13 protein-coding genes are annotated in these 15728 nt (G+C 55.3%); 8 read left to right on the plus strand and 5 right to left on the minus strand.

All coding sequences use genetic code 11. The annotated features are described in order from the left end of the window. Positions 1 to 155: 155 nt before the first annotated feature. The gene (gene smrA / locus WFL93_RS13220; protein WP_180823654.1) at positions 156 to 722 is read left to right on the plus strand and encodes a DNA endonuclease SmrA; all 567 of its coding nucleotides are present in this window, start codon (positions 156 to 158) and stop codon (positions 720 to 722) included. On the opposite strand, the gene WFL93_RS13225 is transcribed toward smrA, so the two are convergent. Beyond that, positions 719 to 1639 carry a LysR substrate-binding domain-containing protein gene (locus WFL93_RS13225; RefSeq protein ID WP_007887974.1) on the minus strand — a complete coding sequence of 307 codons (921 nt, stop codon included), beginning with the start codon at positions 1637 to 1639 and terminating at the stop codon, positions 719 to 721. The two genes, smrA and WFL93_RS13225, sit on opposite strands and share 4 nt — an antisense overlap. A 322-nt stretch (positions 1640 to 1961) precedes the next feature. Between WFL93_RS13225 and WFL93_RS13230 the strand changes: the two genes are divergently transcribed. Together WFL93_RS13230 and hglS are read left to right on the plus strand one after the other, a co-directional pair. Further along, the gene (locus tag WFL93_RS13230; RefSeq protein WP_007887973.1) at positions 1962 to 3296 is read left to right on the plus strand and encodes an MFS transporter; all 1335 of its coding nucleotides are present in this window, start codon (positions 1962 to 1964) and stop codon (positions 3294 to 3296) included. Positions 3297 to 3384: 88 nt separating this feature from the next. Continuing rightward, the gene (gene hglS / locus WFL93_RS13235) at positions 3385 to 4722 is read left to right on the plus strand and encodes a 2-oxoadipate dioxygenase/decarboxylase HglS (RefSeq protein ID WP_336778319.1); all 1338 of its coding nucleotides are present in this window, start codon (positions 3385 to 3387) and stop codon (positions 4720 to 4722) included. 69 nt (positions 4723 to 4791) lie between these two features. Here the strand turns inward: hglS and WFL93_RS13240 are convergent, their stop codons facing one another. Beyond that, positions 4792 to 5226, minus strand: a complete 435-nt coding sequence (locus WFL93_RS13240) for a DoxX family protein (protein WP_007887968.1) — start codon at positions 5224 to 5226, stop codon at positions 4792 to 4794. Between the two features lie 192 nt (positions 5227 to 5418). Here WFL93_RS13240 and WFL93_RS13245 point away from each other — a divergent pair, with 192 nt between their 5' ends. Next, on the plus strand, positions 5419 to 6936 hold the full coding sequence (locus tag WFL93_RS13245; protein WP_336778320.1) for a carboxylesterase/lipase family protein: 1518 nt from the start codon (positions 5419 to 5421) through the stop codon (positions 6934 to 6936). A 213-nt stretch (positions 6937 to 7149) separates the two neighbouring features. Further along, positions 7150 to 8823 carry a methyl-accepting chemotaxis protein gene (locus WFL93_RS13250; RefSeq protein ID WP_336778321.1) on the plus strand — a complete coding sequence of 558 codons (1674 nt, stop codon included), beginning with the start codon at positions 7150 to 7152 and terminating at the stop codon, positions 8821 to 8823. Here the strand turns inward: WFL93_RS13250 and WFL93_RS13255 are convergent. Next, on the minus strand, positions 8820 to 9662 hold the full coding sequence (locus tag WFL93_RS13255; RefSeq protein ID WP_336778322.1) for a LysR family transcriptional regulator: 843 nt from the start codon (positions 9660 to 9662) through the stop codon (positions 8820 to 8822). The two genes, WFL93_RS13250 and WFL93_RS13255, sit on opposite strands and share 4 nt — an antisense overlap. A gap of 126 nt (positions 9663 to 9788) precedes the next feature. Between WFL93_RS13255 and WFL93_RS13260 the strand changes: the two genes are divergently transcribed. Continuing rightward, entirely contained in the window at positions 9789 to 10955 is a 1167-nt protein-coding gene (locus WFL93_RS13260) for a methionine aminotransferase (protein ID WP_007887956.1), read from the plus strand. Between the two features lie 16 nt (positions 10956 to 10971). Next, a complete protein-coding gene (locus WFL93_RS13265; protein ID WP_180823650.1) occupies positions 10972 to 11751 on the plus strand; it encodes a transporter substrate-binding domain-containing protein in 780 nt (259 codons plus the stop codon). 73 nt (positions 11752 to 11824) lie between these two features. Here WFL93_RS13265 and pepT read toward each other — a convergent pair whose 3' ends face one another. After that, positions 11825 to 13051 (minus strand): peptidase T, encoded by a 1227-nt coding sequence (gene pepT / locus WFL93_RS13270; RefSeq protein ID WP_049852234.1) that lies wholly within the window; start codon positions 13049 to 13051, stop codon positions 11825 to 11827. Positions 13052 to 13177: 126 nt separating this feature from the next. Here pepT and WFL93_RS13275 point away from each other — a divergent pair, with 126 nt between their 5' ends. Then, entirely contained in the window at positions 13178 to 14773 is a 1596-nt protein-coding gene (locus WFL93_RS13275) for an ABC transporter substrate-binding protein (protein WP_336778323.1), read from the plus strand. A gap of 1 nt (position 14774) precedes the next feature. On the opposite strand, the gene WFL93_RS13280 is transcribed toward WFL93_RS13275, so the two are convergent. After that, positions 14775 to 15701: a LysR family transcriptional regulator gene (locus WFL93_RS13280; protein ID WP_007887952.1), complete on the minus strand. Its 927-nt coding sequence runs from the start codon at positions 15699 to 15701 to the stop codon at positions 14775 to 14777. Between the last annotated feature and the right edge of the window lie 27 nt (positions 15702 to 15728).

The raw sequence follows: 15728 nt of genomic DNA on the forward strand, positions 1-15728 counted from the left end.
TTTTTGATCTGGAACGTTTAGTTGCCATATTTACAGCTATTCAGTTCCTGTTGGAGCGCAAAAAGTGACAGATGTATTGCTAATCATCCTTTGCTACTCTTTTGCTTTAGCGTCGAAATGGACGCTTAGGTAAACACCAGGCGAGAGGAAACACCATGAACCTTGATGATGAAGACCTTTTCCGCGACGCCATGGGTGATGTCACCCCCCTCAAGAATTGCGCTAACACCCAATGGTTACGCGCGCCATCGCCGAAAGCTCCGCGTGCACCCCATGAAGGTGATAAACAGGAAAATTTTCTAACGCGTGGCTATCTGGACATTATTCCGCTGACCACGCCGTTGGAGTATAAGGTGGATGGCGTCCAGCAAGGCGTGCTGGACAAGCTTCGCTTAGGCAAATATCCCCCCGAAGCCAGCCTTAATTTGCTGCGTCAACCGGTCGAAACCTGCCGTCAGGCGCTGTTTAGCTTCATCCTGCAGGCGAATAAACACGGTTTACGCAATCTGCTGATCGTGCACGGCAAAGGGCGTGATGATGAGTCGCACGCCAATATTGTGCGCAGTTACCTGGCGCGCTGGCTGCAGGAATTCGAGCAGGTTCAGACATTTTGTACTGCGCAACCGCAGGACGGCGGGGCTGGTGCGCTGTATGTCGGGTTACGCAAAACCGAACAGGCGCGGCTCGAAAACCGCGAACGCCATGCTAAGCGCAGTCGTTAACTGTGGAACTTGCGGATGGTCGCCATCAACACTTCGGTGCTCAGGCTTAAAGGGCTGCCGCTGCGGGTAATAATGCCGACCGGCTCGCCCGGTCCCGGCGACGCAATCGGCAAAGCGCACAGCGCATCGTGATTTAAATCTTCCTTAATCGCGCCAGAGGGCACAAACCACACGTAGTCGTAACGCAGCGCCAGCTGACGTGCCAGCGACGTAGATGAAGTTTCCACGCAGTTGGCCGGCAGCGAACAGCCTTGTTCATTTAGCATATGCTGGGCAATGCGGCGTGGCGCCGTACCTTCAGGAGAAATCACTACCGGCCACTGCATCGCGCGTGAAAGCATCACGTTGTCACTCAACAGCGGATGATCCGGGCGTACCACCAACTTGAGTGATTCCAGGAACAGCAATTCATAGGTCAATCCGGCCATCATTTCACTGTCAGCCATGCGGCCAATGCCGACATCAAACTCGCCGGCGCGTAAGCCAGCCAGCAAAACGTTGTTGTGCAAGGTAGCCACCTGCACGGTGGTATTCGGCTGCTGTTCATGGAAGCGATCCAGAATCTGCGGCAGCATGCCCATGGCGGCAGTGGTAAGCGCGCCAAGGCGAATGACCACCGGGCGTCCCGGCTGCGGTGCGTTAAAACTCTGCCCCGCATGATTGAGCGCATCCAACACTTTTACCGCGTGAATCAGAAACTGTTCGCCCAAAGTCGTCAACTGGGCGCCAAGTCGACCACGTTCGAAAAGCCGCGCTCCCGCCAACTCCTCCAGCTCGTTCAGCGTTTTTGACAGGGCAGGCTGGCTAAGATTAAGCGTCTCGGCGGCACGGCCAAGCGTGCCTTGCTGCGCCACCGCCACAAAGGTATGTAAATGACGCAAGCGAATGCGCTGATTGAAAAGGATATTTTTGTCCATACGCCCAACATAATGAGTTCTGCCGAGTAGCGGCAATGGGGAAAATGAAATTATGTTAACCTGCCTGCAAAATTATATTAACAAAATTGCTGCAAAGAGACTTGAGCAACTAACCCACTGAATTCATTGCTGTTACTGTAAGCACTATTATTTCCCCTTGCCGCATGACTCGGATAATCAAGGGCTTGCAGCCAAAAATCTTGAATGATTCTCAATTGCACTCAAAAACTTTGCCCGTTATTGTTAACGATGAGCTATGATTAGCGCCGTTTTTTTTACTAAATCTGATGCCCTAAACGGTTAAAAGTGCAGGAGTCGTTACGTGACCAGCGTTGAAGCAGTAGACGTTCGCCAGCTTATCAACAAGAGTGCGCTAAGCAGCTGGCAGAAGCGCTTAATTGCGCTGTGCTTCGTGGTGGTGGCGCTGGACGGCATGGATATTGCGCTGATGGGCTTTATCGCACCCACGTTGAAAGCCAGTTGGGGCGTCACCAATCATCAGCTTGGCATGGTGATTAGCGCGGCACTGATTGGCCTGGCGCTGGGTGCCATGGTTGCTGGACCGCTGGCCGACCGTTACGGTCGCCGCGTGATGATTCTTATCAGCGTTCTGTTTTTTGGCCTCTGGACGCTGGCTACCGCGATGGCGCAAAACATCGAACAGATGATGCTGTTTCGCTTTCTCACCGGTTTAGGGCTCGGAGCCGCAATGCCGAATGTCGGCACATTGGTCGCTGAATATGCGCCAGAACGCCGTCGTTCTTTCATTATCACCGTGGTGTTCTGCGGCTTTACCTTTGGTGCCGCAACGGGGGGCTTTGCTGCTTCCTGGCTGCTGCCGCGCTACGACTGGCATTCAGTGATGCTGATGGGCGGCGTGCTGCCGCTGATCGTCCTGCCGTTTTTAGTGCGCGGTTTACCTGAGTCAGTCCGTTTCCTGATTAGCCGTCGCGCACCCGCTGCGCGTATTCACGCCATCCTCGAACGCATGATGCCGGGCAGCGTAAAGCCCGGTAGTCATTATCAAAGTCCTGAATTGCCGACTGCGCGCCGCGGCTCGGTGGCGACGGTGGTGTCGCGCCGCTATCTGTTTGGCAGCTTGATGTTGTGGGGCGGCTACTTTATGGGGCTGTTTCTTGTCTATTTAATTGGTAGCTGGATGCCATCACTGATCAGCACGCTTGGCATGTCGGTTACTGAAGCGGCGATTGTCACCGCGATGTATCAGGCCGGCGGCACCATCGGCTCGCTGTTTGCCGGCTGGCTGATGGACCGCATCAACGCCAATCTGGCACTGGCGCTCATCTATTTTTGTGGCGGAATTGCCATTGTGGCACTCGGCTTTTCCCCGGCACAGGTCGGCTTAATGAGCGCCATCGCCTTCTGCAGCGGCTTTTGCTTTAACGGCGCCAACACCGGAATGAATGCGCTCTCCGCCAGCTATTACCCCACTCACGCGCGTGCAACCGGTTCCAGCTGGATGCACGGCGTGGGGCGTGTCGGCGCCATTATCAGTGCATTCGTTGGCGCAGAGTTGTTAACGCTCGGCTGGTCGTTCAGCCAAATCTTCCTGCTGCTGGCGATCCCAGCGGTGTTAACCACCATCATGCTGGTGCTGAAGTGTCGTTATGGTGACCAGGCAAACGTCGTTGAGTGACAAGGCGATCACAGTTCCACGAAATTGTTACCCGCAGTTAAAGGGTTGATCTACAGTAGCAACAACCCTGTAGACCAAGGTGATGATGATGCCTAACTTTCTCAGCAGCGATGCCATTCGCACGTTGTTCTCCCAGTCCATGTCGACCATGTATCAGCAGGAAGTGCCGCAATACGGCACGCTGACGCAGTTGGTCACCGCTGTTAATGACCGTACGCTGGAAGCCAATCCGGCGTTAAAAAATCGCCTCTCGGCGGCGGATGAACTGAGCCGACTGAGCGTCGAGCGCCACGGTGCGATTCGCGTCGGCAAGGCTGATGAACTTAATACGCTACGCCAGATGTTCGCCGTCATGGGTATGGAAGCGGTCGGTTATTACGATTTGTCGCAGGCTGGCGTGCCGGTGCATTCGACGGCATTTCGTCCGGTTAGCGATCGCGCCCTGCGCCATAATCCGTTTCGCGTCTTCACCTCATTGTTGCGCCTCGAACTGATTGATGACGAAGCACTGCGCGAAAAAGCCGCTGCGATTCTCGCCGCGCGCGACATCTTCACACCCGGCTGTCGCGCCTTGATTAGCCAACATCAGCAGCAGGGCGGCTTAAACGCGGCTGACGCGGCTCGCTTTGTGCAGGAAGCGCTGGAAACCTTCCGCTGGCATGCGCATACCACGGTGGACAGCGCCACTTATCGCGCGTTGAGCCAACAGCACCGCCTGATTGCCGATGTGGTTTGTTTCCGCGGTTGCCATATCAACCATTTGACGCCGCGTACGCTGGATATCGATCGCGTGCAAGCGCTGATGCCCTCGCGCGGCATCGATCCTAAGACCCTGATTGAAGGCCCGCCATCGCGTCAGGTGCCTATTCTGCTGCGCCAGACCAGCTTTAAAGCATTAGAAGAGACGGTACATTTCAACGATGGCACGCCAGGCACGCACACCGCGCGCTTCGGTGAAATTGAGCAACGCGGTGCGGCACTGACGCCACAAGGACGCGCGCTTTACGATCGTCTGCTGGCTGAAGCCGGCACCGGCAGTGATAACCAGCAGCATCAGCAGCATCTCAGCGCCGTATTCCGTGATTTTCCGGATGATGAAACCGTGTTGCGCGAACAGCAGCTGGCGTGGTTCCGCTATCGACTGACCGAAAAAGGCGAGCATCAGCCACCGCGTGCGGGTGAAAGCGTCGCGCAATTGCTGGCTGAAGCGCGTTTAACCGCTGAACCGATTGTCTATGAGGATTTCTTACCGGTTAGCGCGGCGGGGATTTTCCAATCGAATCTCGGCGATGTGGCGCAGGCACGCAGCGCAGGCAATGCCAGTCGAGCCGATTTTGAGCGGGCGTTGGGTAGCGCGGTGCAGGATGAAATGGCGTTGTATCAGCAGATGCAGCAGCGCAGTCTGGATCGCTGCGGCGTGGCGTAATGCGTAAATAATAGAGCCGGTCTGTGAAGTGGCAGTCTCACTGCAGCAGACCGGCTGCTTTTCTTGTCGTTATTGCAAGCGCGAATCACGCACCAGCGTGTACTTCCCAGCACCCAAAAACATAATGGCCAGCGCGCCAAGCAGGTAAAGAGCTTCTGTTTCCAGGGCCCAGGCACCGACATCCGTGCGATGCCAGATGGCGCCCATTTTTACCAGCAGTGTCGCGACGATCATATTCACCGCAATAATGAACGCCGCCGGGCGGGTCATTAATCCGATAATTACCATTACTGGCGCCGCTATTTCCCCGATGTAAGCACCGTAAGCGATGAAACCTGGCATCCCTTTGACGGCAAGCATGTGCGCGATCCAGCCAACGCCATGTACCACTTTGAATGCACCATGAAACAGCAGTAGTCCGCCAAACGTCAAACGTAACAGCAGCTTACCGAAGTCCGGGTGATCACACATCCGGTTGAACATCTGATTAATGCCACCAAACATGCTGTTTCTCCGTCGCGCCAGGTTAACTTGTAACCTTAGAACAAATGGCCTTGATAGGGTTAACCAAAATATTTGATGGAGTTGTTCAAAGATTCACGCCGCGTTTCGGCTTAATCTGCAAATGCTTTCAGAACATGGACATTCACTCAAGGCCTGCAAATAATGGAATGATGCTTTATCAGGGAACCCGAGATGAATAATGAACGACGTCTGAGGATCATGACCGCAGAAGGTGAACTCAGAGGCCTAATGGATGAAGATCTTTTTGTCTTCAAGGGAATACCGTACGCCGCAGCACCGGTCGGTGCATTACGCTGGCGACCGCCGCAGCCGGTGCAACCCTGGCAAGAGGTGCGCGATGCCACCGAATGGGGCGCTGCGAGCTGGCAGAATCATAACTATTGCGTGGCTGCCGGCGGTGGCGATCCTGGCCGCTTAAGTGAAGATTGCCTGTACCTGAATGTCTGGACCCCCGATGTTGAGCCATCGCGACCGCTGCCTGTGATGGTTTGGTTACACGGCGGGGGTTTTACTATTGGTGCGGGCAATCTTGATCCCTATCGTGGCAAAGCGCTGGCGGCACAAGGCGTGGTGGTGGTGACGCTAAACTATCGCCTTGGCCATTTCGGTTTCTTTTCTCATCCCGCGTTGGATGCGCAATACCCGGCAGGCGGCGTGATCAACAACTTTGCCTTGCTCGATCAAATTGCCGCCTTGCAGTGGATTCAGCGCAATATTCCCGCCTTTGGTGGCGATCGTCACAACATTACCTTGTTCGGTGAATCATCTGGCGCGCGCAGCGTGCTCTCACTGTGCTGCTCTCCACTGGCTGAAGGGCTGTTTCACAAAGGCATTGTGCAGAGCGCCTACAGCTTGCCGGATATGCCTAAACCGCAGGCACAACAGCTGGGACTGCAGGTTGCCGCCCATTTTGGTTTGCCAGAAAATGCCAGCGCAGAACAGCTGCGCGAACTGGCTGCCGACCAATTTTGGCCGCTAGAACGTCCGTTAGCGCTCGGTCCCGTGCCGATCAGCGGTGATGCCGTGCTGCCCAAACCGATGTTGAATACCTTTATGAGCGGCAAACAGCATCGCATCCCTTTAATGATTGGCAGCAACAGCGATGAGGCCAGCGTGCTGGACTATTTTGGTGTTGATGCCACCGCCGTATTGAAACAGATGCGCAGCAAAAACCGCGTCAGTTATCGCCTGATGAAATGGCTTTACGACCTCCACGATGACGCGCTGCTAGGACGTGCAGTGGCGCGCGATATGGCTTTTACCGTGTTGCCGTTTATCGTTGCGCAGGCACAGCACAAAATCGGCTTGCCTGCCTGGCGCTACTGGTTTGATTACGTCTCAGAAAATGCCCGTGACCTTTATCCGCATGGCACCTGGCATGGCAATGAAATCCCCTATGTCTTCAACACGCTCGATACGCTTACGCCGGTGGCTGAACGCACTTACAGCGAGCAGGATAAAGCGTTTGCCGCTGAGGTAAGCCGCTATTGGGTCACCTTCGCACGGGAGGCCAGCGAATTTAGCTCGCATTTGCCCGGAGCCGTGGATTGGCCGGTCTGGCGCTCGGGTGAAGATCTGACGCTGGCGCTTGGCGATCGCGGCAGAGCACAAGCGGTGGTAAAGACGCGATTTATGCGTGGCAAGCTGCGCTTATTCCGCTTAATGATGCGCAGCCACGTGAAACTTTGATAAGCATGCTAATGGTGTAATTGCGCAAATGATTTTATAAGGCAAATTTGCGCCTATGCTGCTGATAAATCGTAGAAGTGCTTTTTACTCACCTCAGTCAGTAAGCAATTAATTAGCTTACAAAACCGTTACATTTTCCCTATCCGATGCCGATAAACGCAATATGCCCGATTTTATCGGGCCTCCTTCGCGTTTCACACCAAGGGATTATGTATGGGTATCTTAAAAAACTTCACCATCCGCGCCGTAATGCTCACCATTCTCGGGCTGTTTTGCCTGCTGTGGTGTGCCGTTGGGCTGTTTAGCGTCCACTCACTGAACGCCCTCGGCGAGGGCAACGAGATTGACCGCCAGCTGGTTAATCAAATGACGGTATTGAGCAAAGGGAATGACCAGTATTTTCGTGTAGTTACGCGTCTGTCGCGCGTGATGGAAGGCCGTGCGTCGGGAGCCGCTGTCAATGGCGATGCTTTCACGCCGGTGCAGCAAGCGCTCGACAATATGAAAAATCTGCTGGCGCAGTTCAAAACCATGGCGCCCGGTCCAATGGACGAAGCGACCGCCAACAGCGTGATTGCTAACTGGCAAAAGCTGCTGGATGAAGGCATCGCCCCGCAGGTTGCTCTGGCGCAACAGGGCACGGTGGATGCGTATCGCGCGCAGGCCAATAACGTTACGCCGCCGCTGAGCCGCGCTTTTGGTGCCAGCGCAGAAGCCTTCAATCAAGCCGCAGGCAACAAACTGGATCAGACGCGCGTCACCGTCGATCATCTCACCAGCATTACCAAAGTGATTATTTTAGTGGCGGTGGTGATTGGCTTGTTCATCCTGCTGTTTACCGATCGTTACCTGGTCGCGATGCTGGTAAAACCGCTGGAGCGCGTGCGCAACCACTTCGCCATCATTGCGCAGGGCGATCTCAGCCAGCCGGTGGCCGAGTTTGGCCGCAACTGCGTCGGCAAACTGGTGCCGTTACTCAGTGCAATGCAGGACAGCCTGCGTGAAGCGGTAAGTGCCATTCGCAGCGGCACCGAGAATATCTATCGCGGCGCCGCAGAAATTTCGTCCGGTAACAACGATCTCTCATCACGTACCGAAGAGCAGGCGGCAGCGCTGGAGCAGACGGCAGCCAGCATGGAGCAGCTCACCGCCACGGTGAAATTTAACGCCGATAATGCGCGTCAGGCCAGTTCGTTAGCAGAAACCGCTACCGGTACCGCGCAACAGGGCGGACGTCTGGTGGGTGAAGTCGTCACCACCATGCAAGGCATTTCCGGCAGTTCGAAGAAGATTGCTGAGATCACCAATGTGATTAACAGCATCGCTTTCCAGACCAACATTCTGGCACTGAACGCTGCGGTGGAAGCCGCACGCGCCGGTGAACAGGGACGGGGTTTTGCCGTGGTGGCCAGCGAAGTGCGCAATCTGGCACAGCGCAGCGCCGGTGCCGCAAAAGAGATTGCCACGTTGATTGAAGACTCCGTGCAGCGCGTGGAGAGAGGCTCGGAGCTGGTGAGCAGCGCGGGCAGCACCATGCACGATATTCTTAAGTCGGTGCAGGACGTCAATGAAATCATGAAGCACATCGCTGCGGCTTCGGAAGAGCAGAGCAAAGGCATTTCGCAGGTCGGCACCGCCGTCACCGAGATGGACAGCGTGACGCAACAGAACGCCTCGCTGGTTGAAGAAGTATCTGCCGCTGCCAGCGCGCTGGAGCGTCAAACCCAGGAGCTGCAGGCATCAGTAGCCAGATTTCGTCTGTCGGACAGTACGCCGGTCAGCAGCGCCGTTGTCGCACCTGCGGCCACCGCGCTGCGTCGTCCGGTACTGGCAGGCGCCGCTGGCGCTCAGCCGAAATCCACGACTGACGAATGGGTCTCTTTCTAAACGTCCGATAACCACGCCACCAGTTCCGGCAGGAACGGTGGCGCATCCTGTTCCGCTCGCTGTAACAGGCTGTAGCTCGCGCCGGTTGCCACACTGACGGCAAACGGCGCAATCAAGCGTCCATGCGCCAGATCATTCTGCACTAAGGTGACATCTGCCACCGTGACACCAAATCCCTGAATCGCTGCGCTGATGGCTAAATCCATGGTGGCGAAATGCTGATTGCGCGCCATTGGCAGCGCCGCAGATTGCTTTGTCAGCCACAGCTGCCAGTCGCGCACATCCTGTGTGGGATGCAGGAAGGTAAACTTCGCCAATTCACTAATCTGCCCAGGCGGCGTGACGCTGCTGGCCATCACCGGCGTTAAACGCTCCTCGAACAGACAAATTGCCCCCGCAGGCGTTGGTCCAAACACAATCGCCGCGTCAAAATTCTCCAGCTGCGAGCCATGATCGAGCGTGGTAGTGAGAGCGACATGAATGTCAGGACGCTGCTGCTCCAGCGCCACCAGTCGCGGCACCAGCCAGCGCATCGCGCAGGTCGGTGCCTTGAGCCGAATGGAGGCGTTGCTGCGGCTGGCTTTTTCGGTGGCATTGACCAGTAAGGTGAATCCTTGCTGCAGCTCCGGTAGCAGGGCGGCGCCCTGCTCGGTGAGATGCAATCCGCGAGCATGGCGCGTAAACAAAGCGAATCCTAACCAATTTTCCAGCGTAGCAATTTTGCGGCTCACCGCGCCCTGAGTGATGCACAGTTCGCTAGCCGCGCGCGTTAAATTAAGATGACGTGCGGTAACCAGAAACGCATGAATGGCATTAAGCGGCAGAGCGGAACGGGACATAACAACCTCAAGCTATGATTTTTAATCATGGCTATTATGACAACAATTCGCTTGTCGACTCAAGCCACACGCCGTTGAATAGAAATCTATTTTCATTACGTGGTTATGCAACTTTCCGAGGCAACGATGACCCTGAATAGCAGTGTTAACATCTCATCCAAACAGCCTGATGTCGGCACGACGATTTTTAGCGTCATTGGCCAGCTGTCGGCGCAACATCAGGCTATAAACCTTTCGCAAGGCGCACCGAATTTCCCCTGCGATCCGCAGTTGGTGGAGCTGGTAAGTAAAGCGATGCGTGAAGGGCACAACCAATACGCCTCGATGACCGGCTTGCCGGCGCTACGTGAAGCGCTGGCCGAGAAAGTCCACACGCTGTATGGCCAGCAATATGATGCTGGCAGCGAAGTGTTGATCACCGGCAGCGCCAGCCAGGGCATTTACATGGCGATCTCGGCGCTGGTGCATCCCGGCGATGAAGTGATCTTCTTCGAACCGGCCTTCGACAGCTATGCGCCGGTGGTGCGTTTGCAGGGCGCCACGCCAATTGGCCTGAAGTTGCAGGTACCTGATTTCGCCATCGACTGGGACGAACTGCGCGCTACCATTACTCCGCGCACCCGCATGATCATCATCAACACGCCGCACAACCCTAGCGCGCAGGTGCTGTCAGCGGCGGATTTGGATCAGCTCGCGGCGTTGACGCGCAACACCGATATTGTGGTGCTGTCTGATGAAGTCTACGAACACATTCTGTTTGATGGCCGCACGCATTGCGGTATGGCGACGCATCCGGAACTGGCGCAGCGCAGCGTGGTGGTTTCCTCCTTTGGCAAAACCTTCCACGTTACTGGCTGGCGCGTCGGTTATGCGCTGGCACCGGCCGCGTTAATGGAGGAGATCGTCAAAGTGCATCAGTTCATGATGTACGCCGCTGATACGCCGATGCAGGTCGGCTTTGCTCACTATCTGCAACAGCCGCAAAACTATCTGCAGCTATCGCCGTTCTATCAGGAGAAGCGCGATCGCCTGCTGACATTGCTGCAGGATTCGCCATTTAAGCTGCTGCCGAGCGCCGGCTCATTCTTTATGTTGGCCAGCTACGGACATTTCAGTGACGAAAGCGATAGCGAAATGGTAAAACGTCTCATCGTCGATCACGGTGTGGCCACCATTCCGTTGTCGGCGTTTTATATGGACGGCACTGACAATAAATTAATTCGCCTGTCATTCGCAAAAGACGACGCAACACTTCAGGCCGGTGCAGAAGCGCTCTGCCGGGTCAAAGGGTAACTTAGGGGTAAATATAATGAAAAAATTGAACGCACTGTTTGTCGCTCTCGGTATGCTGACCTCGGCGCACGCGCTGGCGCAGGAAACCTTACGCTACGGCCTGGAATCGCAGTATCCGCCGTTTGAAAGCCGCAACGCGCAGGGCGAACTGGAAGGTTTTGATATCGAACTGGGCAAAGCGATTTGTCAGGTTGGCAACTTCGACTGTAAGTGGGTGGAAAGCAGCTTTGATGCGCTGATCCCGGCGCTGCAGGCGAAAAAGTTTGATGCCATCAACTCAGCGATGAACATCACCGAAGCGCGCGCCAAAAGCATCGACTTCACCAAGCCGATCTACCGCATTCCCACCATGCTGATCGTGAAAGAGGGCGAGAAGCTGCAGCCAACGGCGGAATCGCTGAAAGGCAAAAATATCGGTGTGCTGCAGGGTTCGATTCAGGAAACCTACGCGAAGAAACATTGGGAAGCGCAGGGCGTAACCGTGACCTCTTACCAGGATCAGAACCAGGTTTATAACGATATGGTGGCAGGTCGTCTCGACGGTACGTTGGTGATGTCGGCGGCGGGTCAATCGGGCTTCCTGGAAAAGCCGCAGGGTAAAGGCTTCGCCTTTGCCGGTAAGCCGGTTGAGGATGACACCATTCTCGGCACCGGTATCGGTTTTGGCCTGCGTAAAGGTGATGCCACACTGAAGCAAGCGCTGGATGCGGCTATCACCAAGGTGCAGACCGACGGTACCGTTACCAAACTGGCGGCGAAATTCTTCCCAGGCATTGACGTGTCAGCGAGCAAATAATGTAAAAAAGGTCGCCAAACAAGACGACCTCCATTTAATCGTAAGGTCGTCTTTTATGACGACCTTTTTTGTGTTATTTCGCCGCTAAATAACACAGCGCTTCCGCTACCTGATACGACTTCACAAACGATGGAACCGGTAAAAACTCAAAGCGCGAATGAAAATTGTGCGCGCCGGTAAAGAAATTCGGCGTCAGCAGACCTTTCGCTGACAGCGCTGCACCATCGGTGCCACCGCGCATTGGAATCACTTTTGGTTCTACGCCCACTTGTTCCAGCGCGGCAAAAATCAAGTCAATTGCGCGACGATCCTCACCAATTGCATTACTGATATTGCTGTACGTGTCGTTAATGGTCAGCGCCACATGTCCGGTGGGATAACGCGCGGCAATCTCATCGGCCACTTCCACCAGTTGCTGCTTCCGCTTATCAAAACCCTGCAGATCGAAATCGCGAATCGAGGCTTTCAGGATGGCGCGGCTGGCATTGGCATGCATATCATTGAACCAGATATAGCCTTCGCGGCCTTCAGTATGCTCGGGTGTTTGCAAGCGATCAAAGCGCGAGATGAAGTCATGCGCCATCAGCAGTGGATTAACTAACACGCCTTTGCCCGACATCGGATGCGCCGGTACGCCGGTGAACACCAATTCAGCGGCGGCGGCGTTGAAGTTTTCATATACCACTTCACCCAACTCGCAGCAGTCGATGGTCCAGGCAAAATCGACGTTAAAGCGTTGCTCCAGATCGAGCGCTTTCGCACCGCGCAGGCCAATCTCCTCATCGGGCACAAAGGCCACCACGATATCACCGTGATCGCCACGCAGGTTTTCCAGCAGCGTCATCACCACCGTCACCGCCGCTTTGTTGTCGGCACCGAGCACGCTGGTGCCATCACTAAAGATAATCTCTTGCCCCAGATAAGGTTGGATTTCCGGGTGTTCCGCCACGCGCAGCCAGATGTCCTGCGTACGATTCAGGCACAGATCTTCCCCGTTAAACGTCAGGGTTTGCGGGTGAATGTCCGGCGACAGGCCCACATCCACGGTATCAATGTGGGTGATAAAGCCAATGCGCGGTGCAGCAGGACGATTGCCGGGTTTGACGGCGGTAACCGTGGCGTGCTGGTCAATCACAATCTCCTGCAATCCCAGTTCGCCCAGCTCCTTTGCCAGTAATTCCGCCATCGCGTGTTGGGACGGCGTACTCGGCAGCGTGGTTGATTTGGCATCGCTCTGGCTGGAAACCGCCAGATAACGGTAAAAACGCTGGGTCAATTGGCTGGCAAGTTGGTCTGTCATCACAATTCCTTATTAGCATTGCGGCGTCGGTAGTACGCGTGCTGGTTAAATCATGTTATTTATTAGTCAGATGAACATTAAATAACGAAGCTGACTCATGGAAGTCAATAAAAAGCGAGGATCTTAATGAAAAAAGTGATGGCAAAACTGACGCTGACGGCACTCGGATTAGCGGTAGCAGGCGGCGTTTCGGCAAAAACGCTGGTTTATTGTTCAGAGGGATCGCCCGAGAACTTCAACCCGCAGCTGTACACGTCGGGCACCAGCGTGGATGCCAGCGCCGTGCCGATTTTCAACCGCCTGGTTGATTTCACTCCGGGCACAACCGAACTGGTGCCGAGCCTGGCCGAGAGCTGGGACATCAGCCCGGATGGCACGGTTTACACCTTCCATCTGCGCAAAGGGGTGAAATTCCAGAGCAACAAACTGTTTAAGCCTTCGCGCGACTTCAATGCGGATGACGTGATCTTCTCGTTTATGCGTCAGATGGACGCCAAAAATCCCTACCACAACGTCTCGGGCGGCAACTACGCCAACTTTGAAAGCCTTGAGCTGGCGAAGCTGATCAAAGGCATTGATAGGATTGATGACAACACCGTGCGCATCACCTTAGCGCATGCCGAAGCGCCATTCCTCGCTGACCTGGCCTGGTATTTTGCCTCGATCCACTCGGCAGAATATGCCGACCAGATGTTGAAAGCGGGTACGCCAGAAAAAGTCGATATGGAGCCCATTGGCACCGGCCCGTTTGAGCTGGTGCAGTATCAAAAAGATTCGCGCATTCTCTATAAAGCCTTCCCGGAATACTGGCAGGGCAAGGCGAAACTCGATCGCATCGTCTTCTCCATCACCCCGGATGCGTCGGTGCGTTACGCCAAGCTGGAGAAAAATGAGTGCCAGATTATGCCGTTCCCCAATCCGGCCGATCTGGAGAAGATGCGCAGTAACCCTGATCTGACCCTTGAGCAGAAATCGGGTCTGAACACCGGCTTCCTGTCATTCAACACCACCAAAGCGCCGCTGGATAACGTCAAAGTGCGTCAGGCGCTGGCGATGGCGATTAACAAGCAGGCGATCATTGATGCCATTTTCAAAGGCACCGGCACGGTGGCAAAAAACATTCTGCCGCCCGACGTGTGGAGCGCGGATAAAGACCTGAAGGATTACGACTACGATCCCACCAAAGCCAAAGCGCTGCTGCAGGAAGCGGGAATTAAACCGGGTACCGAAATTGCGCTGTGGGCGATGCCGGTGCAGCGACCGTACAACCCGAATGCACGACGGATGGCGGAGATGATTCAGGCCGATTGGGCCCAGGTGGGCATCAAAGCCAATATCGTTAGCTATGAGTGGGGCGAGTACCTTAAGCGCGTGAAGGGCGGCGAACACCAGGCAGCATTAATGGGCTGGACCACCGCGACCGGCGATCCGGATAACTTCTTCGGCCCGCTATATAGCTGTACGTCCGCGAATGGCGGTTCCAACTCATCCAAATGGTGTTATCAGCCGTTTGAGAAAATCATCACCGAAGCCCGCGCCGAGCAGAATCATGATAAACGCGTCGCGCTTTATCAGCAGGCACAGCAAATGATGCACGACCAAATGCCAGCGGTGATGATTGCGCACTCAACCATTTTCGAGCCGGTACGCAAATCGGTGAGCGGTTATCAGGTCGATCCGTTCGGTAAACACATCTTCTATCCGGTGGATATCAAGAACTAAGCTACGGACGCCAGCGCTGGCGCAGCGGCTTCTCCAGCGCATCCAGCTGCTGTAATAGAAACGAGAGAAACACATTCAGGGCGGCGCTACGGGGCCGCCCTGATTGCGCCTGTAGCTGCAACGTGCGTTGGCTGAGTTGATCAATGCCCACCGAGCGCAATATCAAACCGTGCGTTTCAGCTTCCTGCAGCACGGTAAAGGCGCTGCAAATGGTCACTGCCTGCGGCGTGCGTAGCAGGAATTGAAACAGCATCGAGAAGGTATCGCAGGTCATTACCGGTTCCACCAGGCAGCCGCTCATGTGGCTGGCGAGTTCAAACAGCTGCCGTACCGTGGTGTTCTGCTGCGGTAATGCCAGCGGATAGTGGCTGAGGTCGGCCAGCGTGACCTGTGGCGCGGTAGCTAAAGGATGCGACTGATGCATCACAATTAACACCGGTGCCGGCCAGGATCCCATCACTTCCACACCGCGTTCGGCATGCAGGCTAAACTGCAACGCCACATCACACTCGCCGTTGCGCAGCGCTTCCGCCACACCTTGCGTACTCGCCACTTTTATCTCGAACAACACGCCAGGATTGTCATTACGAAAATCAGCAATCATGCGCGGCAATAGGGTAAACGCCAGTCCATCGGTACAGGCCACGCGAATCAGCGTGCGGCGCACCGCTTTCAGGCCCTTAATTTCCGCCAGCGCATACTCCATATCCAGCAGATTCTTGCGCACATGATGGGCGAAAATCTCGCCCGCCTCATTCAACACCATGCCGCGCGCGTGACGGGAAAACAGCGGCACGCCGACCTGATTCTCCAGCCGCTGAATTTGTCGACTAATCGCCGACACCGCCACAAACAGCTGTTCGCTGGCGGCGCTGAGCGAGCCGGTATTCGCGACGGCGAGAAAATAGCGGATCTCACTGCTTAACATGCGGGTGCCTCATCGTGGTGCATGCCT

Origin of the sequence: Pantoea sp. USHLN256, from assembly GCF_037149875.1 — a bacterium.
In the GTDB taxonomy this organism is placed as follows: domain Bacteria; phylum Pseudomonadota; class Gammaproteobacteria; order Enterobacterales; family Enterobacteriaceae; genus Pantoea; species Pantoea nemavictus.